The 23,870-nt window shown below is 67.7% G+C and carries 23 protein-coding genes; 9 read left to right on the top strand and 14 right to left on the bottom strand.

From position 1 onward, the window contains the following. Positions 1-92 precede the first annotated feature (92 nt). Positions 93-1,565: a MocR-like pyridoxine biosynthesis transcription factor PdxR gene (gene pdxR, locus ABD260_RS25605; protein WP_344237170.1), complete on the bottom strand. Its 1,473-nt coding sequence runs from the start codon at positions 1,563-1,565 to the stop codon at positions 93-95. Positions 1,566-1,593: 28 nt separating this feature from the next. Between pdxR and ABD260_RS25600 the strand changes: the two genes are divergently transcribed. The 4 genes from ABD260_RS25600 (at position 1,594) to ABD260_RS25585 (ending at position 6,495) form a co-directional block, all read left to right on the top strand. Further along, positions 1,594-2,394: a methyltransferase gene (locus ABD260_RS25600; RefSeq protein WP_344237168.1), complete on the top strand. Its 801-nt coding sequence runs from the start codon at positions 1,594-1,596 to the stop codon at positions 2,392-2,394. Then, positions 2,391-2,531: a hypothetical protein gene (locus ABD260_RS25595; RefSeq protein ID WP_344237166.1), complete on the top strand. Its 141-nt coding sequence runs from the start codon at positions 2,391-2,393 to the stop codon at positions 2,529-2,531. Before ABD260_RS25600 ends, ABD260_RS25595 begins: the two co-directional genes overlap by 4 nt. Positions 2,532-2,562: 31 nt before the next feature. After that, the gene (locus ABD260_RS25590) at positions 2,563-4,125 is read left to right on the top strand and encodes a CYTH and CHAD domain-containing protein (RefSeq protein WP_344237164.1); all 1,563 of its coding nucleotides are present in this window, start codon (positions 2,563-2,565) and stop codon (positions 4,123-4,125) included. An 879-nt stretch (positions 4,126-5,004) separates the two neighbouring features. Further along, entirely contained in the window at positions 5,005-6,495 is a 1,491-nt protein-coding gene (locus tag ABD260_RS25585) for a family 43 glycosylhydrolase (protein ID WP_344237162.1), read from the top strand. A gap of 80 nt (positions 6,496-6,575) precedes the next feature. On the opposite strand, the gene ABD260_RS25580 is transcribed toward ABD260_RS25585, so the two are convergent. The 12 genes from ABD260_RS25580 to ABD260_RS25525 form a co-directional block, all read right to left on the bottom strand. After that, positions 6,576-6,989, bottom strand: coding sequence for a MerR family transcriptional regulator (locus ABD260_RS25580; RefSeq protein WP_344237160.1), 414 nt, complete (start codon positions 6,987-6,989; stop codon positions 6,576-6,578). Positions 6,990-7,131: 142 nt separating this feature from the next. Next, entirely contained in the window at positions 7,132-8,760 is a 1,629-nt protein-coding gene (locus ABD260_RS25575) for a solute symporter family protein (protein ID WP_344237466.1), read from the bottom strand. Positions 8,761-8,771: 11 nt separating this feature from the next. Beyond that, on the bottom strand, positions 8,772-9,113 hold the full coding sequence (locus ABD260_RS25570; RefSeq protein WP_344237158.1) for a DUF485 domain-containing protein: 342 nt from the start codon (positions 9,111-9,113) through the stop codon (positions 8,772-8,774). 218 nt (positions 9,114-9,331) lie between these two features. Then, on the bottom strand, positions 9,332-10,858 hold the full coding sequence (locus ABD260_RS25565) for a sodium/solute symporter (RefSeq protein ID WP_344237156.1): 1,527 nt from the start codon (positions 10,856-10,858) through the stop codon (positions 9,332-9,334). Positions 10,859-10,860: 2 nt separating this feature from the next. Next, positions 10,861-11,241: a hypothetical protein gene (locus tag ABD260_RS25560; protein WP_344237154.1), complete on the bottom strand. Its 381-nt coding sequence runs from the start codon at positions 11,239-11,241 to the stop codon at positions 10,861-10,863. Between the two features lie 33 nt (positions 11,242-11,274). Further along, positions 11,275-11,604 carry a LytR/AlgR family response regulator transcription factor gene (locus ABD260_RS25555; protein ID WP_344237152.1) on the bottom strand — a complete coding sequence of 110 codons (330 nt, stop codon included), beginning with the start codon at positions 11,602-11,604 and terminating at the stop codon, positions 11,275-11,277. A 13-nt stretch (positions 11,605-11,617) separates the two neighbouring features. After that, positions 11,618-12,019, bottom strand: a complete 402-nt coding sequence (locus ABD260_RS25550; protein ID WP_344237150.1) for a response regulator — start codon at positions 12,017-12,019, stop codon at positions 11,618-11,620. Positions 12,020-12,049: 30 nt separating this feature from the next. Continuing rightward, positions 12,050-12,241, bottom strand: a complete 192-nt coding sequence (locus ABD260_RS25545) for a hypothetical protein (protein WP_344237148.1) — start codon at positions 12,239-12,241, stop codon at positions 12,050-12,052. A 56-nt stretch (positions 12,242-12,297) separates the two neighbouring features. Beyond that, positions 12,298-13,512 (bottom strand): formaldehyde dehydrogenase, glutathione-independent, encoded by a 1,215-nt coding sequence (fdhA, locus tag ABD260_RS25540; protein ID WP_344237146.1) that lies wholly within the window; start codon positions 13,510-13,512, stop codon positions 12,298-12,300. A 202-nt stretch (positions 13,513-13,714) separates the two neighbouring features. Next, entirely contained in the window at positions 13,715-14,845 is a 1,131-nt protein-coding gene (locus tag ABD260_RS25535; protein WP_344237144.1) for a histidine kinase, read from the bottom strand. 17 nt (positions 14,846-14,862) lie between these two features. Beyond that, on the bottom strand, positions 14,863-15,600 hold the full coding sequence (locus ABD260_RS25530) for a metallophosphoesterase family protein (protein ID WP_344237142.1): 738 nt from the start codon (positions 15,598-15,600) through the stop codon (positions 14,863-14,865). Positions 15,601-15,655: 55 nt separating this feature from the next. After that, the gene (locus ABD260_RS25525; protein WP_344237140.1) at positions 15,656-16,837 is read right to left on the bottom strand and encodes a hypothetical protein; all 1,182 of its coding nucleotides are present in this window, start codon (positions 16,835-16,837) and stop codon (positions 15,656-15,658) included. Positions 16,838-17,016: 179 nt separating this feature from the next. Here ABD260_RS25525 and ABD260_RS25520 point away from each other — a divergent pair, with 179 nt between their 5' ends. Next, positions 17,017-18,423, top strand: a complete 1,407-nt coding sequence (locus ABD260_RS25520) for a serine/threonine-protein kinase (RefSeq protein ID WP_344237138.1) — start codon at positions 17,017-17,019, stop codon at positions 18,421-18,423. Here the strand turns inward: ABD260_RS25520 and ABD260_RS25515 are convergent. Further along, positions 18,420-19,355, bottom strand: a complete 936-nt coding sequence (locus ABD260_RS25515) for a hypothetical protein (RefSeq protein WP_344237136.1) — start codon at positions 19,353-19,355, stop codon at positions 18,420-18,422. The two genes, ABD260_RS25520 and ABD260_RS25515, sit on opposite strands and share 4 nt — an antisense overlap. A gap of 122 nt (positions 19,356-19,477) precedes the next feature. On the opposite strand from ABD260_RS25515, the gene ABD260_RS25510 reads away from it, so the two are divergent. The 4 genes from ABD260_RS25510 to ABD260_RS25495 are packed head-to-tail and all read left to right on the top strand — an operon-like array spanning position 19,478 to position 23,649. Next, positions 19,478-20,812, top strand: coding sequence for a dipeptidase (locus tag ABD260_RS25510; RefSeq protein ID WP_344237134.1), 1,335 nt, complete (start codon positions 19,478-19,480; stop codon positions 20,810-20,812). A gap of 43 nt (positions 20,813-20,855) precedes the next feature. Beyond that, a complete protein-coding gene (locus ABD260_RS25505; RefSeq protein WP_344237132.1) occupies positions 20,856-21,980 on the top strand; it encodes an NAD(P) transhydrogenase subunit alpha in 1,125 nt (374 codons plus the stop codon). Next, the gene (locus ABD260_RS25500; protein WP_344237130.1) at positions 21,977-22,282 is read left to right on the top strand and encodes an NAD(P) transhydrogenase subunit alpha part 2; all 306 of its coding nucleotides are present in this window, start codon (positions 21,977-21,979) and stop codon (positions 22,280-22,282) included. The genes ABD260_RS25505 and ABD260_RS25500 overlap by 4 nt, the downstream gene beginning before the upstream one ends. After that, a complete protein-coding gene (locus ABD260_RS25495; RefSeq protein ID WP_344237128.1) occupies positions 22,279-23,649 on the top strand; it encodes an NAD(P)(+) transhydrogenase (Re/Si-specific) subunit beta in 1,371 nt (456 codons plus the stop codon). Before ABD260_RS25500 ends, ABD260_RS25495 begins: the two co-directional genes overlap by 4 nt. The last annotated feature ends 221 nt before the right edge of the window (positions 23,650-23,870 follow it).

Genomic DNA, 23,870 nt, shown 5'->3' with positions numbered 1-23,870 from the left:
GGCCGTAACGACAGGAGGTGTCGGCTTCGCCTGGTGGTTCGCACGCTCAGCGGCGGGTTGGCAGCGCGCTTTGAGGGCACTACCTCCTGTCGTTAGGGCAACTCGGCGGCGATGGTGGTGATGGCGGCGGTGATTTCGGTGGGGGTGCGGGCGGCGTAGCCGAGGACCAGGCCGGGGGCGTGGGGGAGCTGGCAGTGCCACGAGAGGGGATGGCATTTGACGCCGCTGCGGAGCGCGGCGGCGGCCAACTCGACGTCGTCGATCGGATCGTCGAAGGTGATGGTCAGGTGCAGGCCGGCGGCGGCCCCGTGGATGGTTGCTGTGGGCAAGTGGTTCTGGATCGCGGTGACCATTGCGTCCCGGCGGGTCCGGTGCCGGCGGCGGAGGAAGCGGAGCTGCCGTTCGAGTTCACCGGACTCCATCAGGTGCGCGAGCGTGAGCTGCGGCAGGGCCGCGTTGCCTAGATCGGCGAGCCGTTTCTTGTTGATCAGTTCTTCCTTGTACTGCGCGGGTGCGAGCATCCACCCGATCCGTAGCGCAGGAGCGAGCAGCTTCGAGACACTGCCGACGTAGATCACCTGGTCGCCGAGCATCGCCCGGAGCGCGGGCACGGGCGGCCGGTCGTACCGGTGCTCGGCGTCGTAGTCGTCCTCCACGATCAGCCCGCCGTCGGCTGCCCACTGGATCAGTTCGCGCCGCCGTTCGCCCTCCAGCACGACGCCGGTCGGGAAGTGATGGGCGGGCGTCACCATCACCACCCGGGACTGAGATTCCCGTAGTGCGTCCACGCGCAGGCCGCGATCGTCGACCGGGATCGGCGGGACCTGCATCCCCCAGCTGTGCAGGTGCTGGCGCGATCCGAGTGAGCCCGGGTCCTCGACGGCGATCTCGTGGATGCCGCGCTCGGCGAGGACCTGCGCGACCAGGCCGATCGCCTGCGCCACACCGGCGACGATGATCAAGTAGTCCGGGTCGGCGGCGATCCCGCGATACTGCGCCAGCCAAGCGGTGACTGCCCGGCGAAGCGCAGGAGTCCCCGCCGGATCGCCGTACCCGAACTGCGCCGAGGCCAGATCTCCCAGCACCGCCCGCTCCGCCCGCAACCACCCACTCCGCGGAAATGCCGCCAAGTCCGGCACCCCTGGCGTCAGATCAATCCGCGCCCGCGCATCCCGCAACTGATCAAAGATCTCCATTCCAGGCTCGTTCAGGTGTGTTCTCGTACCCGGAGGGTTGTTGTTTGTGGGCGGTGCTGTGCTGATCGGCGCAGCAACAACCACCGTCCCCGCACGACCTTTGCCCGCGACCTGCCCGTCCTCGGTCAGGCGTTGGTAGGCCTCGGTGACTACGCCGCGAGAGATGCCGAGGTCGGTGGCCAGGGTGCGAGTGGCGGGGAGGCGGGTGCCGACCGGAAGGTGGCCGGTGGAGATTGCCGTGCGGAGGTGGTCGGTGAGCCAGTCCGCGAGGCCGCCGGCGGGTGCCTCGGCGGGGTCAAGCTGGAGGAAGTCCGCCCCGGTGGACTGACCATTGGACCTGCCAATATCGGACTGATTGGACCTGTTCACAGGACCATTGTCGCGCGACTGTGGAGACATGGGAACTGACTACGTCCACGGCTACACCCCGGCAGAGACCCGCCGCCTCACCGAGCAGGCCGGGACACTCGCCGAACTGCTGCACGGCGGCACCACCTACCCACCGGGCAGTCGTGTCCTGGAAGCCGGCTGCGGCGTCGGCGCGCAGACCGTACAGCTGGTCACTCGTAGCCCGGGCATCGAGCTCGTGTCGGTGGATGTCTCCGAGGAATCGCTCGCGCAGGCGAAGGCACGGCTCGCGGCGGCAGCGCCGTACGCGACTGTCGACTGGCGGCACGCGGACCTGCTCGACCTGCCTGACGAGAAGTTCGACCACGTGTTCCTGTGCTTCGTCCTCGAGCATCTCGCCGACCCGCACGATGCGCTCGCCCGGCTCCGCGACCACCTCAACCCCGGCGGCACCATCACCGTGATCGAAGGCGACCACGGCTCGGCGATCTACCACCCGCGCAGTCCGCGCGCGCAAGCAGTCGTCGACTGCCTCGTCGATCTCCAGGCCGAAGCGGGTGGCGACGCACTGATCGGCCGGCGGTTGTATCCGCTTCTGCAGCAGGCCGGGTACTGCGACGTCCACGTCGAGCCGCGCGCCGTGTACGCCGATCCGACTTTGCCGGAGCTCGTCGACGGGTTCACCCGCAAGACGTTCATCGCGATGGTCGAATCCGTCCGCGAACGCGCACTCGCCGCGGGTCTGCGTACCGAAGCCGAATGGGCTGCCGGCATCCGCGACCTCGAACGTTCCGCCGAGGCCGGCGGCACCTTCCACTACACGTTCTTCAAGGGAGTTGGGCGAAGATGATCGGGTTCCTCGGGCTGATCGCGATCCTGTGCTGGGCGCTGAACCGGAACCGGCGGCGGCAGCTCCGGCCCACCACGTTCGGCCTTCCGGATCGCGATCTCGAGCGGCTGGTGGCCGATCTGCGGGCGATCAGCTGACCAGTTCATGAACGGCTGGTAAACATGGGACATGGCACCGACCGAGCAGCTGGAAATCGAGACGAAGTACGACGTCGACGAGAGCACCATCCTGCCTGCGCTGCACGAGCTGCCAGGAGTCGCGAGCGTCGCCCAACCCGTCACCCTGGACCTCGAAGCGGTGTACTACGACACCGCCGGGCTCGACCTCGCCGCGAACAAGGTGACCTTGCGCCGCCGGACCGGTGGTGAGGACGACGGCTGGCACGTGAAGTTCCCGGGCTCGTCGGGCGGGCGGCTCGAGGTGCGGCATCCGCTGGGCAGTTCTGTACAGGACGCGCCGGTCGATTCAGTACGGGATGCGCCGGTCGATGAGTCGCCGGGTGGTGAGGTGCCGGTCGACGAGGTGCCGGTCGACGTGGTGCGTACGGTTCGCGTGCTTGTTCGGGATCATCGGCTCGATCCGGTCGTGACGTTGCGGACTCGGCGCGTCGTGCACCGGCTGCTTGATGCCGAAGGCGGCGTACTTGCGGAGTTTGCCGACGATCGGGTGACCGCGACCGTTGCCGGTGGTGAGCCGGAAAGCTGGCGTGAGTGGGAAGTCGAGCTTGTCGACGGGGACAGCGTTCTGCTCGAGGACGCGGGTGAGTTGGTGCTCGGTGCCGGGGCGCGTCCGGCATCCGGTCCGAGCAAGTTGGCTCGCGCGTTGGGCGATCGCATCCCTTCGTACGCCGAGTGGACGTTGCCGAAGAAGCCGTTGACGTCGGATTTGTTCCGCGCGTACGCCGGTGCGCAGGTGCAGGCGATCCGCGAACGCGACCCGGAGGTACGGCGCGATGTGCCGGACTCGATTCACAAGTTCCGGGTTGCGACCCGGCGGCTGCGGTCGGCGCTGGCGACGTATCGTCCGGTGATCGATCGGGCCGCGGGTGACGAGCTCCGGGCCGAACTGAAATGGCTGGCCGGCGAGCTCGGCGTTGCGCGGGACGCCGAGGTCCAGCGTGAGCATTTCGCCGCGGAAGTCGCGGAACAGCCGGTCGAGTTGGTGATCGGGCGCGTGGCTGGGCGGATCGATGACCATTTGCGGGGCGTTTACCAGGAAGGCCGGGCCGGGGCGCTCGCTGCGCTGGAGAGCGAGCGGTACTTCCGGTTGCTCGATGCGCTGGACGAACTGATCGCGCGGCCGCCCGTGACCGGGGACGATCACAAGGCACGGAAGCAGATCCGCGCGCTGCTCCACCATGACTATCGGCGGATGCGTAAGGCCGTACGACGGTCGGAATCCGCGCCGACGGTTGCTGAGCAGGACCACGAACTGCACGAGGTGCGAAAGGCCGCGAAACGGCTGAGGTACGCAGCCGAGTCTGCCGTTCCGGTCCTTGCCGACGAGGCCGAGACGCTGGCCGCGCGTGCCGAAGAGGTACAGGAAATCCTCGGCGAACACCAGGACTCGGTCGTCTCCCGCGACCTCCTCCACCAGCTGTCCCTCCAGGTCTTCGCCGACGGCGGAAACACCTTCACCTACGGCCGCCTCCACGCCGCCGAAGAAGCCCGAGGCACCACCTCCCGAGAGTCCTTCTACAAACTCTGGCCCACCCTGAAATTCCACCTGTAAACCGGACTGTGGTGAGCCCACGCGGCGCTGCGCCCGGCTCCTTCGTCGCCGTGCTACTGACCGCTCCCACCCGCCCCGGGCTGTGCGCCAGGTGCTGTGGTTGTTGGTGATGCTGTGTGGGTGTGTGACTGGGCCGGGTTTGTTGGGTGGGATGTGGTTAGCCCACGCGGTGCTATGCGCGGCTCCTTCGTCGCCTGCTGCTCACCGCTCCCACCCATCCCGGGTTGTGCGCCAGGTGCCGTACTTGTTGCTGGAGGCGTGCGGGTGCGTGGCTGCGCCGGGTTGTCGGGGGAACTGAGGTGAGCCCACGCAGTGCTGCGCGTGATCGGCGGGGTTGGGATTCCTTCTGAACGGCAAGCGCCAGCAGGTCCACCTACACTGAATCACATTGCACTCGAGTGATTCATCCCTGGCGGTTGCAGGCAGGTAGACGCGGACGATGATGCGGGTGCCGGCGCGTTCTCCACCGGCCGATCGGACATGTAGAACGCGCCGTCGACGGCACCGCGGATCGCGAGTACTAGGTGGCGACGTAGGAGCCGCGCACAGCGCCCCGTGGGCTCACCATGTCCCCACGACAACCCTCCACAGCCACCTACCCGCACCGCACCAGCAACAAGCGCAGCACCTCGCGCACAGTCCGGGGTGGGTGGGAGCGGCGCGTAGCACGGCGACGTAGGAGACGCGCGCAGCGTCGCGTGGGCTGACCACGGTCCCCAATCAACCCGACGCACAGCACCATCAACAAAGCGCCGAGGTCTTGTCGTTGTGGCTGCGGCGTGCATACTCTTATTTTCGAAATGGGGTTGCTATTTTCGATATAAGAGAAAAGGAGGCGGAGTTTCCGGCGGGGCTGGTTCTTGGGTATCGGGAGGTGCGATGTTGCGGGTGCGAATGGTGCTGGCAGTCGTGGTGATGTTGATGGGTTCGGTCTTTGCGGTCAGCCCGGCCGGGGCGGGTGTGCCGGGGGAGACGTTCCGTAATCCGATCAAGCTGGGGGCGGCCGATCCGCAGATCGTGTACTCCGGCGGGTACTACTACCTGACCTACACGCAGGGCGACATCATCACGCTGACGCGGGCGGCGTCGATCAAGGGGCTTGCGTCCGCGACGCCGACGAAGGTGTGGGACGGGTCCAGCGGTGCGGCGATGGGTGCCTGTTGTGACATCTGGGCGCCGGAGCTGCATCGGATCGGGGATCGTTGGTACATCTACTACACGGCCGACGCCTCGCCTGGGGATTTCGGCAGTCACAACATGTACGTGTTGCAGTCGGCGGGTACTGATCCACTCGGGCCGTACACGAACCATCAGCTGACCAGCGACGGTGCGTTCTCCATCGACGGCACGGTGCTGCAGCAGAACGGGTCGCTCTACCTGGTCTGGTCGCGCATCCCACCGGGCGATCCGCACGCCGAACAGGACATCGTGATCGCACCGATGAGCGATCCGCTGACGGTCAGCGGCAGCTTCGTCACGCTGTCCCGGCCGACCAACCTGTGGGAGCAGAGCCGGGGCTGGGTCAACGAAGGGCCGACCGTGCTGCAGCACGGTGGCAAGACCTACATCGTGTTCTCGGCCAGCGGCTGCGCCTCACCCGACTACGGCCTGGCGATGCTGACACTGACCGGCAGCAACGTCATGGACCCGGCGCAGTGGACCAAGTCCTCGTCGAAGGTGTTCGCCCGCGCGGACGCCAACTGGGTGTACGGACCGGGGCACAACAGCTTCTTCACCTCTCCGGACGGGACCGAGGTGTGGAACGTCTACCACGCCGTCGGCGACTCCGCCGGAAGTTGCGGCGGCGACCGGTCCGCCCGGGTGCAGCGCGTCAACTTCGCCGCGGACGGCACGCCGGACTTCGGCGTACCCGCGGCCACCTGGCAGTCGCTGGCACTGCCCTCCGGCGACCCCGGTCTGCCGGCGGTACCCGCTGGCACGTACCGATTGACGCCGCAGCACGACACCGGGAAGGCACTCGACGTCGGCGGCTGCGTGACGACGAACAACGCCACCGTGGACACGTACAAGTACTGGGGTGGCGACTGCCAGAAGTGGAACATCACGCCCGCGACCGGTGGCGCGTACAAGATCACCGCGGTCAACAGCGGTCTGGCCCTGGAGGTGCTGGCGTGTAACCCGGGCCGTGCGTCACAGGTCGACATCTATCCGTACCGGCCCGGCGATGGGTGCCAGCAGTGGTACCTCGATCCGGTCGGCGACGGGTCTTACCGGATCAGCCAGCAGTCCACCGGGCAGGCTCTTGATGTCGCCGGCTGTACCAAGAACGACGTGAACGCCGTGGACATCTGGCCGTACTGGGCGACCGGCTACGGCACCTGCCAGCAATGGCGGCTCGACCCAGTCTGATCGACCGAGGCGGGCGCGTCCAGCGTCACGTTCCGACGACGCGGTCGCGGTCCCGTTTGCTCCGGCAGCAAGCGGGACCGTCAGTGCTTTGCGCTGGGGGCGGGTGGGATCTTGGCAGCGATGCGTTCCCGGGCGTGGGGGCAGGTCGCGAACGTATCGGGGCAGTCCAGAGCGTGCTCGACCAGGGCCTTGGCGGTCTGGGCTTGGGTGATGCGGTTTTCCAGTTCGGTGACGTGGCGGCGGAGTACGTCGCGCTGATCCATCGGGTTGCCGGTGGCGAGCAGGGCGCGGAGTTCGGTGAGCGAGAAGCCGGCTTCTTTGCCCATCAGGATCAGCGCTACTCGTTCCAGGTCGGTGGAGGCGTAGTAGCGGGCGCCGGCCCGGTCACGGGCGGGGCTGAGCAGGTCCATCGTTTCCCAGTGCCGGAGTACGTGGGTGGCCAATCCGAACCGTTCGGCCAGCTCGCCGATGGACATGTCGCCGGTTGACTTCATGCGTACATTAATCGCCACGCTGGCGGTCATGAGCAAGCAAACGTTCGCGGTAACCGCGTGATCAACTCGTGCGTACATGGACGAGCCCACGGGGGCGAAGGCACTCACCGCCTCGCCGCCGTGGGCTCGTTCGGGGCGGGGGCTAGTGCTGGACCGCCTTCTCGGCGCCGGCGCCGGTGAGGGAGCGGACTTCCATTTCGGCGAACTTGTCGGTGTCCACTTGTTCCTTGCTGGTGACGGTGCCGAGCCAGCCGAGCAGGAAGGCGAGCGGGATGGACACGATGCCGGGGTTGTCCAGCGGGAACCAGTGGAAGTCGATGCCGGTGTCGGTGATCATCGACAGGCTCTTGCCGGTCTTGGCGTCGACCTTGCCGGAGACGACCGGGCTGAACGCGATCAGGATGATCGTCGACGCCAGGCCGCCGTAGATGCTCCACAGTGCGCCGCGGGTGTTGAAGCGGCGCCAGAACAGCGAGTACAGGATGGTCGGCAGGTTCGCACTTGCCGCGACCGCGAAGGCGAGGGCGACCAGGAACGCGATGTTCTGGCCGTTCGCGAAGATGCCGCCGACGATCGCGACCAGGCCGATCACGACCGCGGTGTAGCGCGCGACGCGTACCTCACCGTCGCCGCTGATCTGGCCCTTCTTGATGATCTGGCCGTAGATGTCGTGCGCGAACGACGTGCTCGCGGTGATCGTCAGGCCGGCGACCACGGCCAGGATGGTGGCGAAGGCGACCGCGGAGATGATGCCGAGGAGTACCTCGCCGCCGAGTTCGAACGCGAGCAGTGGTGCGGCCGAGTTCGCTTTGCCGGGCGCGGCCTTGATCCGGTCCGGGCCGACGATCGCGGCGGCGCCGTACCCGAGCACCAGCGTGAACAGGTAGAAGATGCCGATGATCCAGATCGCCCAGCTGACGCTGCGGCGCGCTTCCTTGGAGTCCGGCACGGTGTAGAAGCGCATCAGTACGTGCGGCAGGCCGGCGGTGCCGAGCACCAGCGCGAGCGCCAGCGACAGGAAGTCCAGCTTCGTGACGCCGGTCAGGCCGTACTGCAGTCCCGGGTTGAGCAGCTTCTCACCGGCCGCCGGGCTGTTGTCGACGGCCGCGCCGAGCAGCCCGGACAGGTTGAAGGTGTACTTCGCCAGCACCCAGAGCGTCATGATCCCGGCGCCGATGACGAGCAGGACGGCCTTGACGATCTGTACCCAGGTCGTGCCCTTCATGCCGCCGACCAGGACGTACACGATCATCAGGACACCGACGACGGCGATCACGATGCTCTGCCCGGCCCGGCCGGAGACGCCGAGCAGGAGGGCGACGAGACCCCCGGCGCCTGCCATCTGCGCCAGCAGGTAGAAGAAGCAGACGCCGAGGGTCGAGATCGCGGCCGCCATCCGGACCGGCCGCTGCTTGAGGCGGAACGACAGCACGTCGGCCATCGTGAACCGGCCGGTGTTCCGTAGTAGCTCTGCAACTAGTAGCAATGCAACTAGCCAGGCGACGAGGAAGCCGATCGAGTACAGGAAGCCGTCGTAGCCGTTCAGTGCGATCGCGCCGGCGATACCGAGGAACGACGCGGCCGACAGGTAGTCACCGGCGATCGCGATCCCGTTCTGCGGACCGGTGAAGGACCGGCCGCCGGCATAGAAGTCGGCGGCGGTCTTGTTGTTCCGGGACGCCCGGAGCACGATCGCGAGCGTGGCCAGCACGAACAGTGCGAAGATCAGGATGTTCACGGTCGGGTTGCCGACCGTTGCCAGCGGCAACATCAGCGGGGCGGTCACTGCGATTCTCCCTCGATCTGTTCGCGCAGCTTCTTGGCATCCGGGTCGATCCGGCGGTCGGCCCAGCGGACGTACGCCAGCGTGATCGCGAACGTCGACACGAACTGGCCGAGCCCGAACAGCAGGGCGACGGTGATGTTGCCGCCGACCTTGTGCGACATGAAGCCGTGCGCGTAGTCGGCGAGCAGGACGTAGACGAAGTACCAGACCAGGAACAGCGCGGTCATCGGGAACACGAAGCGCCGGAACCGGCGACGCAGCTCGGAGAAGTCCGGCGAGAGCTGGACATCCCGGTACGTTGTCAGGTTCCGATCGCCCGCTGATCTTGTGTCACTCATAGCGGGTGACCTCCAGACGGGGGATCGAGCCGGGCGAAGCCAGGCGGAGGGGTGCTGGGTCGTACTGTGTCCCGGGTCACCGCGGGCGGACAGCACCAGCACGCGTCGAGCGCTCAGCGGGCAGACCAGTCGTTCGGTGGATCACTCCGCTGCGACGAGCGGTAGGAACCGCACGACGAACGGTGCCAGCTAGCAGGAGGGTCGAGTCCGCGCCGGTGCTAGCCGCGGTCCACGTCGACTGCCTCCGGCGTATGCAGTCGCACCATGCTCCGAGCAGTCCCGGCCGGAATCCGGTCCGGAGTCAGCTTCGACACCACGATCACGGTCAGGAACGCAAGCGGCATCGTCCACGCGGCAGGCTGCCCGACCAGCGCCCGCGGCCACCCACCCTGCGGCGCACCAGCAACGTTGACCAGTGCGGCCGCGCTAGCAGCGATCCCACCCACCACCAGCCCCGCAGCAGCTCCAGTAGTGGACATCCGCCGCCACCAGATCCCCAGCACCAGCAACGGGCAGAACGTCGACGCAGCCAGTGCGAAGGCCAGACCGACCGTGTCAGCCAGACTCAACGCACCGGTCACCGTGAACGCGACGTACGGAACCACCATCGCGATCAGCGCCGCGATCCGGAAGCTACTGACCGCGACATAGTCACCGCCGGTCCAGCGATGCAGGCGGCTGCGCAACAGGTCCTGGTCGATCACACCGGCGATCGCGACAGTCAAACCGGATGAGGTCGACAGGAACGCGGCAAAGGCACCAGCCGCGACCAGTGCACCGAGCAAATCACCTGCTGTACCAGGGAAAACCCGTCCGGGCAGCTCGAGTACGACGGTGTCCCCGCCGTTGTTCACCAGGTCCGGCGCGAACGTCCGCCCAAGTACTGCGTACATCGGTGGGAACAGGTAGAAGAACCCGAGTAGTGCGAGCACCACGACAGTAGTACGACGTGCTGCTCTGCCATCCGGGTTCGTGTAGAAGCGCACCAGTACGTGCGGGAGTCCCATCGTTCCGAAACAAAGGGCCAGCAGCAACGAGTACGTCGCGTACAGCGGGTGGTCGCGGCCGCCTGCACGAGACAGTGGTTCGGCCCATTCACCGGCCGCTCCGTGCAGTGAGTCGAGTACGCCAGTGGGGTGATGCCAGGCCAGCAGGATGACGAAGATGGGTGCTGCCAACGCAGTGAGCTTCAGCCAGTACTGGAACGCCTGGACGAAGGTGATCGACCGCATCCCACCCGCGGCCACGTTGATCACCACAATGACCGCCACGACTGCCGCACCAACCTGTGGTGGCGCACCGGTGACAGTCTGAACGGCCAGCCCGGCTCCGTGCAGCTGCGGCAACAGATAGAGCGTTCCGATGCCCACTACGAGCCCAGCACAGATCCGGCGTACGGCAGCGGACTCGAACCGGGTCTCAGCGAAGTCAGGCAAGGTGTACGCACCGGACCGGCGCAGTGGTGCCGCTACGAAGACCAGCAGCATCAGATAGCCGACGGTGTAGCCGACAGAGAACCACAGCATGTCCGCGCCGTTCACCAGCACCAGTCCGGCAACGCCAAGGAACGACGCGGCCGACAGGTACTCGCCGCTGATCGCTGACGCGTTCCAGCGTGGGCTGACGGCCCGGCTGGCAACGTAGAAGTCACTGGTAGTGCGTGAGATGCGCAACCCGAACAGACCGATGCCGATGGTCGCTGCGACCACCAGACCGATCGCAGCCACGCTGATCGCCGGCGACACTGCTACTGCCGCCCCACGAACTCGGTGAACTCGGTTTCGATCCGCTCTGCCTGGCGTACGTAGATGCGCGCGGCGACGTACACCACCGGATACACCAGGATGCCGAGGATCACCCACGGCAGTGGGATGCCCAGTACTAGCAGCGTCCGCGACGGTGGGACGAGCCAGAACAGCAGAGGGATGCTGCCGAGGACCACCAGTACACCGGCTATCACCGCGAGAGTGAGTCGGAGCTGCGACTGCACCAGCGAATGCATGTAGATCTCACCGAGCCGGGTCTGCTCGTCAATCTCCCGCGTACCGGTCGGAACAGGCAGCCGCCGGGCCGCACTGGTCCGCGGACTGGTGACCCGCACCCGCCGCGGGCCTTCCGGCGTACTCACAGCAAGGCCCAACTCATAGCAGCAACGCCCTGCTCATCGCAGCGAGGTAGAGCGGACCAGGAGGTCGCGCAGCTCGCGGGTGTGCCGGCGGCTTACCGGAAGCCAGTCGTCGCCTACCCGGACCGCGCAGCGTCCACTGTCGACGCGCATCTCATCCACGTGCTGCAGCGCGACCAGCGTGCTCCGGTGAATACGAGTGAACCCTGCGTCTCGCCAGCGCTCCTCCAGGGTGCTGAGCGGGATGCGGACCAGATGTGAGTTCTGTCCGGTGTGGAGCCGGGCGTAGTCGCCCTGAGCCTCGACATACCGAACTGTGGACCGCTGGACAAACCGGGTGACTCCAGCCAGCTCGACCGGGATCACCTCGTCCTCTGTCTCATCTGGTGACTGCAGCGCGGTCGGTGCGCCTTGCGTGACCACACGGCGTACGGCCTCCCGCCAGTCGCTCCTGCCGGACCGGCTTCATCACGTAGTCAGTAGCTTCCAGGTCGAACGCCGCCACCGCGTGCTCGTCGTACGCCGTGACGAACACGATCTGTGGCCGGCTGGCGAACTTGGAGAGCACCCGGGCCAGGTCGATACCGTCCAGACCAGGCATCTTGATGTCGCAGAACACCACGTCCAGGTCGGTGGCCTGCAGCAGCTTCAGCGCGTCCGGGCCGTTCGACGCGGTCCGGATCTCGCCGATCCGGTGGTCCTGGCCGAGCAGATAGACCAGCTCGGCCAGCGCCGGCTCCTCGTCGTCGGCGACCAGCGCACGCAGGGGAGTATCGGCCATAGTGCGAACAGTAGCGGCCGGACCGCCCGCTTACGACCGCATCCGGGGTGGCAAGTCGGGCTGGTGCTCCCAGCGCAGCCGGTGCGATCCGTACCCGGCCGCGTGCACACCGTCGTGTCCCCGTGGACGCCGGCAGTAGTAGTACGGCGAGTACAGGTCCTTGCAGGAGTCGGCGTTGCTCGTGTACGCGAACTCCAGGTCCAGCCGCCCGTCACTGGTCATACGTGCTCCCGGTCCGCGGCGGGAGCAGGTACCACCCGCGCCCGCCGCGTCGCCGGTTACCTGATCAGTCCGTGCGGATCGAGGATGTACTTGCGGGCCGCTCCGTGATCGAACTCGGCGTACCCGGTGGGCGCCTGATCGAGTGAGATGACGGTGGCGTTCACGTTCTTCGCGATCTGTGTCCGGTCGTGCAGGATCGCCTGCATCAACTGCCGGTTGTACCGCATCACCGGGCACTGCCCGGTCGTGAACGACAGCGACTTGGCCCAGCCGAGACCGAGCCGGATCGACAGCGAACCGGTCTTCGCCGCCTCGTCACCCGCGCCCGGGTCGCCGGTCACGTAGAGCCCCGGGATGCCGACCGCGCCACCGGCCTGGGTCACGTCCATGACCGTGTTCAGCACGGTCGCCGGCCGCTCGGCCTGGGCGTCGCTGCCGTGGCCGTGCGCCTCGAAGCCGACCGCGTCGATCGCGCAGTCGACCTCGGGTTCACCGAGGATCTGCTCGATCTGGTCCTTGGGGTCACCCTGGGACACGTCGATCGGCTCGCAGCCGAAACTGCGCGCCTGCTCGAGCCGGTCCTTCTGCAGGTCCGCCACCATCACGACGGCCGCGCCGAGCAGGAACGCCGCGGTCGCCGCGGCCAGCCCGACCGGCCCGGCACCCGCGACGTACACCGTCGATCCGGTGCTCACGCCGGCCGTCACGGCGCCGTGGTACCCAGTCGGGAAGATGTCCGCCAGCATCGCCAGGTCACGGATCTTCTCCAGTGCCTGTGCCTTGTCCGGGAACCGCAGCAGGTTCCAGTCCGCGTACGGCACCAGCGCGTACTCCGCCTGGCCGCCGACCCAGCCGCCCATGTCGACGTACCCGTACGCCGAGCCCGGCCGGTCCGGGTTCACGTTCAGGCAGACCCCGGTCTTGCCCTCCTTGCAGTTGACGCACCGCCCGCAGGCGATGTTGAACGGCACCGACACCAGGTCGCCGACCTTGATGAACTCGACGTCCCGGCCGACCTCCACCACCTCGCCGGTGATCTCGTGGCCGAGCGCGAGCCCCGGCGGCGCCGTGGTGCGGCCGCGGACCATGTGCTGGTCGCTGCCGCAGATGTTCGTCGCCACCACCTTCAGAATCGCGCCGTGCGGCACCTGCCGGCCGACGTTTGCGGGGTTGACCCCCGGTCCGTCCTTGAGTTCGAGGGTCGGGTAGTCGATCGTCTCGACCGCCACCGAGCCCGGACCCTTGTAGATGACTGCCCTGTTTCCCGGCACGAGCGATGCTCCTCTCCAGGATTCTCCACCGCACGAGGTGGAGACGTGCGCTGTCGCGGGCCGCGATCGCCACTGGGAGAGAAGGCGATCCGGTCGTCGCCTGCCCCGGTCGATGTCATCGGGGGATGCTGCCGACGCTAGTCCGCCCCGCCGGAACCGTCAACGAAACAAGACGTTCCAGCAGCTGCCGTAGCTGGTGCGGTCAGGGAGACGCGTGCACACCCGAGGAGTACTTCGGGATGCGGAACGTCACCTTCGTACCGGCATCCACCGCTGTCTCCACGATCAGCCCGTACGCGTCGCCGTACACTTGACGCAATCGCGCGTCGACGTTGCCGAGGCCGACCGAGTCGCTGCCGGACTCACCGGACAGGGCGGCGCGGATCACCTCTGGATCGCTCCCCGCGCCGTCGTCCTCCACACTGATCTCTGCCTCGTTGATCCGGTCCCGGGCGCGGATGGTGATGTTGCCGACGCCGGTAGTACCTTCCAGCCCGTGGCGTACGGCGTTCTCCACCAGCGGCTGCACCACCAGGAACGGGATGACCACCGGTAGTACCTCAGGAGCAATCAGCAGCGACACCTTCAACCGGTCACCGAACCGCGCCTGCTCCAGGACCAGGTACCGTTCCACGTTGCGCAGCTCATCCGCCAAGGTGGTGTACTCCCCGCCCCGCCGCAGCGCGTACCGGGAGAAGTCGGCGAACTCCAGCAGCAGTTCACGCGCCCGCTCCGGATCAGTACGGACGAACGACGCTATGGCAGCCAGTGCGTTGTAGATGAAGTGCGGACTGATCTGCGCGCGTAGTGCACGCAGCTCGGCCTCCATGGCGCGCGTACGCTCCTTGTTGAGCTCAGCCAGCTCCACCTGGCCGGACACCCACCGGGCCACCTCCTCCGTCGCTCGGACCAGCGCGGCCGAGGTGTTGTTGCTGTACGCGAGTAGCACCGCCACGACCCGCTCTTCCGTAACGATTGGCGCGACCACTGCGGTACGGATCGGGCACTGCGGATCACCGCATGCCACATCGTGTGCACCGAGCACTGCCGTACGCCCGGAGCGGAGCGTCGGTCCGGCGAGGTCCTTGGCGTCGCGGCGGTGGTTGCTCTCGTAAGGTCCACCGACTCCATCCCAGGCCAGTACGCCGGTGGAGTCGCAGATGGCGATCGCTGCCGTACCGAGGAGGTCCCGGAGGTGCTTGCTGGCCTTGCCGGCCGCTGCTGGGGTCAGACCCTCGCGCAGGTACGGGCTGGCCAACGAGGCGGTATGCAGGGTCGCATACGTCGCCTTGTCAGCCGGAGTGCCGAAATGCTTCCGTCGCCGCGCGAACACCCCCTGACGGTAGCGGCTCAGCTCTCCGCACGCGGCCTGAACACCTCTAGTACTTCCGTGTCGGAGTACGTCTGCAGCAGGTACTCCGCTACCCACTCCTCGCGCCCTGGGTATGTCGACTCATTCACGATCCGATCCGCCGCACGACGAGCATCAAGCGGTGCGCGCCGTAGCTGGAAGCCGTTCTCGCTGAGCAGCGCCCACGACGGACCAGGAGCGCCGTACGGCATGCCGACACTGCCCGCGTTCACCACCATCCGCCGGTCGACCAGTCTGGCGTACGGCATGTGCGTGTGTCCGCAGACCACCGTCCGCACCTCACCGGGCAGCCCGTCGAACACCTGTGCCCACCGGGAGATCGGGCTGTCGACCAGCACCATCTCCTCGTCGTCACGCGGGGTGGCGTGACAGAACAGCATCTCTCCGATAGTCACAGTGGTAGGCAGCGGTGCGAGCAGTTCGACCTGGTCCGGCCGCAACTGTTCGGCCGCCCACGGACTGACAGCATCGGGCGGCTCCGCGGTGTACGTCCCGCGCCGCATCTCCACGAGCTCCCGGTCCGCGTTCCCGCGTACCCACACCGCCCGTTCGCCCAGCGACACCAGCAAGTCCAGCGTCTCCACCGGCTGCGGCCCGCTGGCGATATCTCCGGCCAGCACGATCACATCCGCCGATGCGACGTCCTTCTCGGCCAGCACAGCCTCCAGCGCGGGCAGCACTCCGTGTATATCAGCCAGCACGGCAACAGTCGTCATACCGGCAGTCTGCCGCGAAACGTGTTGTTCCAAAGGCACATCTGCCCAGAGCAGATCAGGACCCGATCAGTAGTGGGCCCTTCGCCAGCGGAGTGGCCAGCTCGCACGCCCCCGTACTGACGGTGCAGCGGACGATCGAGGCCGGACTGTCCTGACCTGTGTCGGCGAGCAGCAGCAGGTGCTGGTCGTCCTCAGGGATCGTCTGCCGGAACACACCGGACCACTCGTGCAGCAGTCCGCCGTTCTTGGCATCCAGCGCCGCGGTGATTCCGTCGGCGTACCCGTCCTGGTACTTCGGTCCGGCGATCACTGTGGAGCCGTCCGGAGTGAAACCGGTGATGATGTAGTCGCAGGTACGCCAGAGGCGTTTGCCCGACCGTACGGACAGGAGGTTGCTGCAGCTGCTCTGGTCGGACTGAGCGGTCAGTGAACCAGCCGTACCGGCGCTGGAGACCGCTGTAGGCCGCGGGACGGACTTGAGCTGCGTGACCTTCGGATCGCCGGGCGTCCACTCGTACAAGCTGCTGGGACCGCCCTGCGTGATGGATGCATCGAAGTAGACCTTGCCGCCGACGTAGCTGAGCAGTGTCGTGTCCCAGACGCCCGGCACCTTCACCTGCTGCACGCCCTGCGCCTGGTCCCGTTCGGCGTAGACAATCGCGCCGGGCAGCGCCTCACCCGTGGACTTCTGCTGCGTACCGACATACGCCGCGGCCGTGCTGTCAGCAGTGGTGACGATCTGGGTCACCCCGGGCGTACGGCGGGTCACAGTGCTCTGGCTGTCGATTGTCAGCAGTTCGTTGCCGGCACCCTGGCTGACCACGGCCAGAGCCGTGTTGCCCAGTCGGGCCACGTCCTGGATGTCAGTACTACCCGGCACCTTGATGTCCTCGCCCGCACCGCCGCGGATGGTCCGGCCGCTCAGGTACGTCACCTGCGGCGCCCGGCCAGGCGGCAGCTTCTTCAGGTCGATGGCGGTCTTGACCGGGCCGGTGGCGACAGGCTTGGACGTCGGCGGAACGGTCGGCGTCCGCTTGGCCGCGGCCGCCGGGGTGCTCGCGCTCGGTGACGGCGTCGGTGACGGCGTCTGGGCGGTGGAGGCGGTGGTGGAGAGCGGGGCCGCGTCGGCCTGGGCGGTCTGCGGGCCCTGCCGGTAGGCGAGGGCGCCGCCGCCGGTGATGGCGGCCACGGCGACGGCGGCGACGAGGGCGACCAGGCGGCCGGTCTGCGCTGGCATCGGCGATCTCCTAATGATCACGGTCCGACCAGGACAGGTCGGCAGGCACGGGTCGGTCGTGCGGCGGACCACGGCCGGGCGGGACTCCCATCCCGCTTGTCGGGGGATGTGACGTCCGGAAACACCGGTTTGTTCGGTCCAGCGAACCGGTCGCAGGACGGATCGAGCATAATTGCGCCATGGACCAGCCACCGCGGATCGGCCGGTACTCCCTGGTCCGCCGGGTGGGTGCCGGAGGTTTCGCGACCGTCTGGCTGGCCCGGGACGAGCAGCTGGACGCCGAGGTCGCGGTCAAGATCCTGTCCGAGAACTGGGTCGAGGACGAGGACGTCCGGCGCCGGTTCCTGGCCGAAGGGCGGTTCCTGCGAAAGGTCGACTCGCTGTACGTGGTGGGCGTACACGACATCGGCGAGGCGGACGACGGCCGCCCGTTCATGGTGCTCACGTACGCCGACGGTGGCACCCTGGCGGACCGGATCAAGGCCGGCCAGCTGGAGTTCGCCGAGGCGGTCCGGATCATCACCCAGGTCGGCCGCGGCCTGAAGCACCTGCACGCCCGCGGCGTCCTGCACCGGGACGTGAAGCCCGCCAACGTACTGTTCCGCACCGATCCGGCCGGTGACCGGGCGATGCTGTCCGATCTGGGTCTGGGCAAGTCCCTGGCCGAGGTGTCCCGGATCACGATGCCCGGCGGCACACCGGCGTACGTAGCGCCGGAGCAGGTGCGCGGAGAGCGGCTGGACCACCGCGCGGACCTCTACTCGCTCGGAGCGGTCGCGTACGCCGCGTTCACCGGTCAGACCCCGCACGGTGTCGCCAGCCTCGGTGCGGTGATGCAGATCGACGCACCGCCGCCGTCGATGACCACGCTGCGCGAGGACGTACCGGACGCGATCGACGTGGTCGTACGGCGCGCACTGGAGCCGGACCGGGACAAGCGCTGGCCGGACCTGGACAGCTTCCTCAACGCGCTACGCGAGGCGCACACCACCGGCAAGGTCCCGCCGGGCCTGGTACCAGCTGCGGAGATGCCTGCGGCCGCCACGACCGGACCGGTCGACCAGGCGACCGCACTGGCGAGCTCGAACCAGCTGACGGTCGCAGCGCGTCCGAAGCGGCGGCGTACAGCGGTCATCGCAACCACCGCGGCAGTGCTACTAGCAGCCGGCGGAGGCTACGGCGGCTACCAGTACGTCCTGACTCGTCCGGTGAAGGTGGAGGACAAGGGGTTCTCGGTAGAGGTCCCACGGGCCTGGGGGCAGAAGGCAGTCGACAGCGGCCAGTCCCTTGTGGTCAGCACGAGCACCTCGGGCTGGCAGACCGACCCGAGCACAGAGGGCGTGTACCTCGGGCTGGTGAACGCCTCGAACCTGCCAGAGCGCGCCACGCCTCCAAGCGGCTGCACCGGAGGGTCCACGACCGCTGCGGAGGGCGTGGTCACCTTCAACTACAGCTGCAGCGGACCTGGTGTCGTCGAGCAGTACAGGAAAGTCAGCAACAACACGCTGCTCCGCGTCCAGGTCCGCGACAGTGACAACCAGGCCCGTCAACAGGTGCTCGACTCAGCCGAGTACACCAAGCCCTAAGGCACCAGCGACGTCAGCGAGCTGATGGACGCCTTGTGCATGCGTGGGATGACGTTGAGCGTGGCCGGGTCGGACGCGTACAGGTGCGAGCCGGACTCGTACACCAGGTACGCCGTCCCGTTGTACTCGGTGATGCCCTCGGTCATGCTCGGTGCGCGGAAGCAGCTCAGTGCGGCAGCGTCCAGGTCCTTCTGGCCGCGCTTCACTACGTACAGGTTGCTGCGGTTCCCACGCCCGTACGACGTGCTGTAGATGAAGTGGTTCGCGGTGACGGTCAGCCCCTGCGTCTTCGTGGGGACCTCCCAGGCGCCGGCCACGGTCGTCAGCGTTCCGTCGTCGGCGATCTTGTACTCGTACATCGTCCCGCGTCCGGTGTCGTTGAACGTCCCCGCGAACAGTGAGTCACCGTAGCTGCCGATGAAGGACGCTCCGTTCACGTCACGTGCAGTACCGACTTGCGCGAGGTACGGCGTACCGGCCGCCTTCAACGCGTCCCGTAGCTCGGTCAGCTTGTACTTCCGGATGCTGTTGCCCTGACCGGACACGAACGCCCAGCCCTTGCTGACAGTGATGCCGCCGACATGTGACTCCGCGATCGCGACCACCCCGACGGTCGAACCAGTCGACGGGTCGATGCCGTAGATCTGCGAGTCCGCACCGGCGCGGTACGAGGCGACCAGGAGCAGGTTCTTGCCGGAGCCGTCCCAGTTGTACCAAGTACCAGCGCCTTGCGGGGTGTGCGTACTCAGATTGGGAATGCTCACGCTGTTGCTGAACCGCGCGTCGTACTTCTTCGACGCGGACGGTCCGTCGTAGAACGTGGATCCGCCGGTGGTCGCGGTGTCACAGCTGATGGCCGCGTCCGCGGGTGCTGTGGAGGTAAGGGCCGCCGCGATGACGGTGATCGTGATGGCAAGGGGGCGCTTGACCATGATGACCTCTTCGGTTGTATTTGGCGAAAACTTTCCAGATTTTCAGAGTAAGACGGCAATGATTGACATGGCCAGGTGTTCCGGGCGTCGGGATCGCGAACAGACGCCGTACCGTAGGCCTCATGACCGATCTGTCCGCGGCGATCGACCGCGTCCTGCCCAGCGTCCGTGCCGACCTCGAGGACCTCATCCGGATTCCCTCGGTCAGCTACGAACCGGCCCGCGCGGCCGACGTCCAGCGCTCCGCTGAAGCGACCGCGGCGCTGTTCGAGGCGGAGGGGTTCACGGTCAAGATCGTCCGGGCCGGCGACGGCGCACCGGCCGTGATCGCGAAGAAGCCGGCCCCGGCCGGCAAGCCGACCGTGCTGCTGTACGCGCACCACGACGTGCAGCCGACCGGCGCGGTCGAGCAGTGGACCTCCGAGCCGTTCGAGCCGACCGAGCGCGGTGACCGGCTGTACGGGCGGGGCGCCGCCGACGACAAGGCCGGTATCGCCGCGCACCTGGCCGCCGTACGGGCCTTCGGCAACGATCTTCCGGTCGGCGTGACGGTGTTCGTCGAGGGTGAGGAGGAGATCGGTTCGCCGACCCTGCTGCAGTTGCTCGACGAGTACGCCGACGAGCTCGCCGCCGATGCGATCGTGATCGCGGACTCCGGCAACTGGGAGGTCGGTACGCCCGCGTTGACGGTCTCGTTGCGCGGGCTGGTCGAGGCGTACGTGGAGGTGCGTACGCTCGACCATGCGGTCCACTCCGGACTGTTCGGCGGGCCGATCCCGGACGCACTGTCCGCGCTGTGCCGGCTGCTCGCGACGCTGCACGACGACAAGGGCGATGTCGCGGTCGACGGTCTGCACGCGTCCCGCGCAGCCGATGTCGTGTACCCGGAGGACCGGCTGCGGGCCGAGTCGAGCGTGCTGGACTCCGTCCGGCTGACCGGCTCGGGTTCGCTGGTCGACCGGTTGTGGACGCGGCCGGCGATCGCGGTCGTCGGCATCGACGCGCCGTCGGTCGCCGAGGCCAGCAACACGCTGGTGCCGGTCGCGCGGGCCAAGGTCAGCCTGCGGGTCGCCCCCGGTGACGACGCGGTGAAGGCCAGCGCCGCCCTCAAGCTGCACCTGGAGGAGCGCGCCCCGTGGGGCGCGAAGGTCACGGTGACGGAGGGCCAGACCGGTCAGCCGTGCAGCGTGAACGCGCGCGGCGGCGGGTACGAAGCGGCCCGGTCCGCGTTCCAGGAAGCCTGGGGCGTCGAGCCGGTGGACATGGGGATGGGCGGCTCGATCCCGTTCATCGCCGAGTTCCAGCAGGCCTTCCCGAAGGCCGCGATCCTGGTCACCGGCGTCGAGGACCCGGACACCCGCGCGCACGGAATCGACGAGGGCCTGCACCTCGCCGAATTCCGCAAGGTTTGCCTCGCCGAAGCCCTTCTCCTTCACAACCTGGCAAACCAAGAGTGAACGGGCTTTCCGGCGACCCAGTGTTTGGCATAGGTTTCGGCGAGTGAAGATCGCAGTCGTACGGGAGACCAGACCGGCCGAGCGCCGGGTCGCGCTGGTGCCGGAACAAGTCGCGAAACTGATCGAGCTCGGGTACGAGGTCGCGGTCGAGCCGGCCGCCGGTGAACGCGCGCTGTTCTCCGACGACCAGTACCGCGAAGCCGGCGCCGAGGTCGCTTGGGGTGCTGACCACGCGGCCACCATCGTCGCCTCGGTGCAACCGCTGGAACGCGAACGCCTGCAGCGGTTGCACGCGGGTACGGCGCTGATGTCGTTCCTGCCGACCAACCCGCCGGACGTGGTGCGGACCGCGACCCGGGCCAAGCTGACCGTCTTCGCGATGGAGCTGATCCCGCGGATCTCCCGGGCCCAGTCGATGGACGCGCTGTCCTCCCAGGCGCTGGTCGCCGGGTACCGGGCCGCGATCGTCGCCGCCGAACGGCTGCCCCGGTTCTTCCCGCTGAACATGACCGCGGCCGGTACGGTCCCGCCGGCCCAGGTCCTGGTCCTCGGCGCGGGCGTCGCCGGCCTGCAGGCGATCGCCACCGCGAAACGCCTCGGCGCAGTGGTGAAGGCGTACGACGTGCGCACCGCCGCCGCCGAGGAGATCGCCTCGATGGGCGCGATCCCGATCGAGCTCGAACTCGGGACCCTCGACGGTGCCGGTGGATACGCGCGGGAGATGACACCGGAGCGTGCACAACTCCAGCGGGACCTCCTCGCTCCGTACGTGGCTGCCGCTGACGCCTTGATCACCACCGCCGCCGTACCCGGCCGGACCGCGCCGATGCTGGTCTCGCGGTCGATGGTCGAGCAGATGAAACCCGGCTCCGTCGTCGTCGACCTCGCGTCCGAACAGGGCGGCAACGTCGAAGGATCGGTCGCCGGTACGGAGCTGACCATCGGCGACGCACTGGTCTGGGGCGGCGCGAACGTACCGTCCCAGATGGCCGGCCCGGCGTCCCGGCTGTACGGCCAGAACATCGCGAACCTGATCCGGCTGATGACCCGGAACGCCGCCTTCGACCCCGACTTCGACGACGAGATCGTCCGCGGCTGCTGCGTCACCCACGACGGCAGCGTCCTGCACGAGCCGACCCGTGCCCTCCTGGAAGGACCCTCGGCATGAGCGAGTCCATAGCCCTGCTGACGATCTTCGTGCTCGCGGCCTTCGTCGGCGTCGAGGTGATCAGCAAGGTCTCCTCGACCCTGCACACCCCGCTGATGTCCGGCGCGAACGCGATCCACGGTGTCATCCTGGTCGGCGCGATCATCGTCACCGGCGCCGCCGAGTCCGCGATCGTGGTGGTCGTCGGCCTGATCGCGGTCGTGCTCGCAACCGTGAACATGGTCGGCGGCTTCGTCGTCACCGACCGGATGCTGGAGATGTTCAAAGGTCCGGGGGCTCGTCAGAAGGAGTTGCGGAAGTGATCCCCACCTGGGCCCAGATCGGCTATCTGGTTTCCGCGGTCTGTTTCATCGTCGCGCTGAAGGCGTTGTCGTCACCGCGGAGCGCCCGGACCGGGAACCTGATCGGTGCCGCCGGCGCGGTGCTGGCCGTGATCATCACGTTCGCCGCGTACAAGCCACAGCACCTGGCCGCGATCCTGATCGCGCTGGCGATCGGCACCGTCGGCGGCGTGATCGGTTCGCGCCGGGTGCAGATGACGCAGATGCCGCAGCTCGTTGCCTTGTTCAACGGTGTCGGCGGTGGCGCGGCCGCGCTGGTCGCGCTGCTGGAGCTGGACGAGGTCAGCTCGGACGCGACCGTGGCCGCGATCGCGTCGGCGTTCACGATCCTGGTCGGGGCGATCAGCTTCTCCGGCTCCGTCGTCACGTTCGCGAAACTGCAGGAGCTGATGACGACCCGGCCGGTGACGTTCCCCGGGCTGCCGGTGATCTTCATTGCTTCGCTGCTGGGCGGGTTGGCACTCGCGGGCTGGCTGGTTTCGGACCCGCGGGTCTGGGTGGGCATCCTGCTCTGCCTGCTGGGGCTCGCGATCGGCGTCATGCTCGTACTGCCGGTCGGCGGCGCGGACGTACCGATCGTGATCTCGTTGCTGAACGCGTTCACCGGCCTGACCGTCGCGGCCGGCGGGTACGTACTCGGCAACACGTTGCTGCTCGTCGCCGGAACACTGGTCGGCGCGGCCGGTTCGCTGCTGACCAAGCTGATGGCGAACGCGATGGGGCGGTCGGTCTTCAACATCCTGTTCGGCGCGGTACGCGGCGGATCGACGCTCGGCGCCGGCACCGCGTCCGACCGGCCGGTGATCTCGGCCGGGCCGGAGGACGTGGCGATCCTGCTCGGGTACGCCGGCAAGGTGATCATCGTGCCCGGGTACGGCCTCGCCGTCGCCCAGGCGCAGCACACCCTGCGCGATCTGGTCGAGGAACTGCACAGCCGCGGCGTCAAGGTCGACTACGCCATCCACCCGGTCGCCGGCCGGATGCCCGGCCACATGAACGTACTGCTCGCCGAGGCCCAGGTCCCGTACGACCAGCTGCGCGAAATGGACGACATCAACGGCGACTTCAAAACCACCGACGTGGTCCTCGTCGTCGGCGCCAACGACGTCGTCAACCCCGCCGCCCGCACCACCCCCTCGGCCCCCATCTACGGCATGCCGATCCTGAACGCCGACGAGGCCAACCGAGTCATCTTCCTCAAACGCTCCATGCGCCCCGGCTTCGCCGGCATCGAAAACGAACTCCTCTACGACCCCAAAACCACCCTCCTCTTCGGCGACGCCCGAGAAACCCTCACCAAACTCCTCGCCGCCCTGAAAACCATCTGACCCCTCGCCCCGGCCAACCCCCGGCCCGCCACCCTTTCGCCGAATTCCGGCCTGCCGCGCCTTGGCCGGCCGGCCGTCGCGCCATTTGAGGCGTTAACCTCCCGCCCCGCGGGTTCACCCGTTACCTTCTTCGTGATCCCGCGGTGCGGGGTTCTGGTCGCTGGGTTCGGTATGACTTACTGCCCCTGTCGTAGGCATGATCCGGGGGGTGTTGTCGCCGG

The organism is Kribbella hippodromi (assembly GCF_039531045.1).
In the GTDB taxonomy this organism is placed as follows: Bacteria; Actinomycetota; Actinomycetes; order Propionibacteriales; family Kribbellaceae; genus Kribbella; species Kribbella hippodromi.
This window is presented reverse-complemented; position numbering and strand designations above follow the sequence as displayed.

Bases quoted from the DNA above. Each gene is read 5' to 3' on its own strand.
- ABD260_RS25570 (WP_344237158.1), bottom strand. From the start codon at position 9,113: ATGAGTGACACAAGATCAGCGGGCGATCGGAACCTGACAACGTACCGG.
- ABD260_RS25595 (WP_344237166.1), top strand. From the start codon at position 2,391: ATGATCGGGTTCCTCGGGCTGATCGCGATCCTGTGCTGGGCGCTGAAC.
- ABD260_RS25550 (WP_344237150.1), bottom strand. From the start codon at position 12,019: ATGGCCGATACTCCCCTGCGTGCGCTGGTCGCCGACGACGAGGAGCCG.
- ABD260_RS25585 (WP_344237162.1), top strand. From the start codon at position 5,005: ATGTTGCGGGTGCGAATGGTGCTGGCAGTCGTGGTGATGTTGATGGGT.
- ABD260_RS25580 (WP_344237160.1), bottom strand. From the start codon at position 6,989: ATGAAGTCAACCGGCGACATGTCCATCGGCGAGCTGGCCGAACGGTTC.
- ABD260_RS25500 (WP_344237130.1), top strand. From the start codon at position 21,977: ATGAGCGAGTCCATAGCCCTGCTGACGATCTTCGTGCTCGCGGCCTTC.
- ABD260_RS25525 (WP_344237140.1), bottom strand. From the start codon at position 16,837: ATGCCAGCGCAGACCGGCCGCCTGGTCGCCCTCGTCGCCGCCGTCGCC.
- ABD260_RS25520 (WP_344237138.1), top strand. From the start codon at position 17,017: ATGGACCAGCCACCGCGGATCGGCCGGTACTCCCTGGTCCGCCGGGTG.
- ABD260_RS25590 (WP_344237164.1), top strand. From the start codon at position 2,563: ATGGCACCGACCGAGCAGCTGGAAATCGAGACGAAGTACGACGTCGAC.
- ABD260_RS25545 (WP_344237148.1), bottom strand. From the start codon at position 12,241: ATGACCAGTGACGGGCGGCTGGACCTGGAGTTCGCGTACACGAGCAAC.
- ABD260_RS25515 (WP_344237136.1), bottom strand. From the start codon at position 19,355: ATGGTCAAGCGCCCCCTTGCCATCACGATCACCGTCATCGCGGCGGCC.
- ABD260_RS25600 (WP_344237168.1), top strand. From the start codon at position 1,594: ATGGGAACTGACTACGTCCACGGCTACACCCCGGCAGAGACCCGCCGC.
- ABD260_RS25530 (WP_344237142.1), bottom strand. From the start codon at position 15,600: ATGACGACTGTTGCCGTGCTGGCTGATATACACGGAGTGCTGCCCGCG.
- ABD260_RS25510 (WP_344237134.1), top strand. From the start codon at position 19,478: ATGACCGATCTGTCCGCGGCGATCGACCGCGTCCTGCCCAGCGTCCGT.
- ABD260_RS25575 (WP_344237466.1), bottom strand. From the start codon at position 8,760: ATGTTGCCGCTGGCAACGGTCGGCAACCCGACCGTGAACATCCTGATC.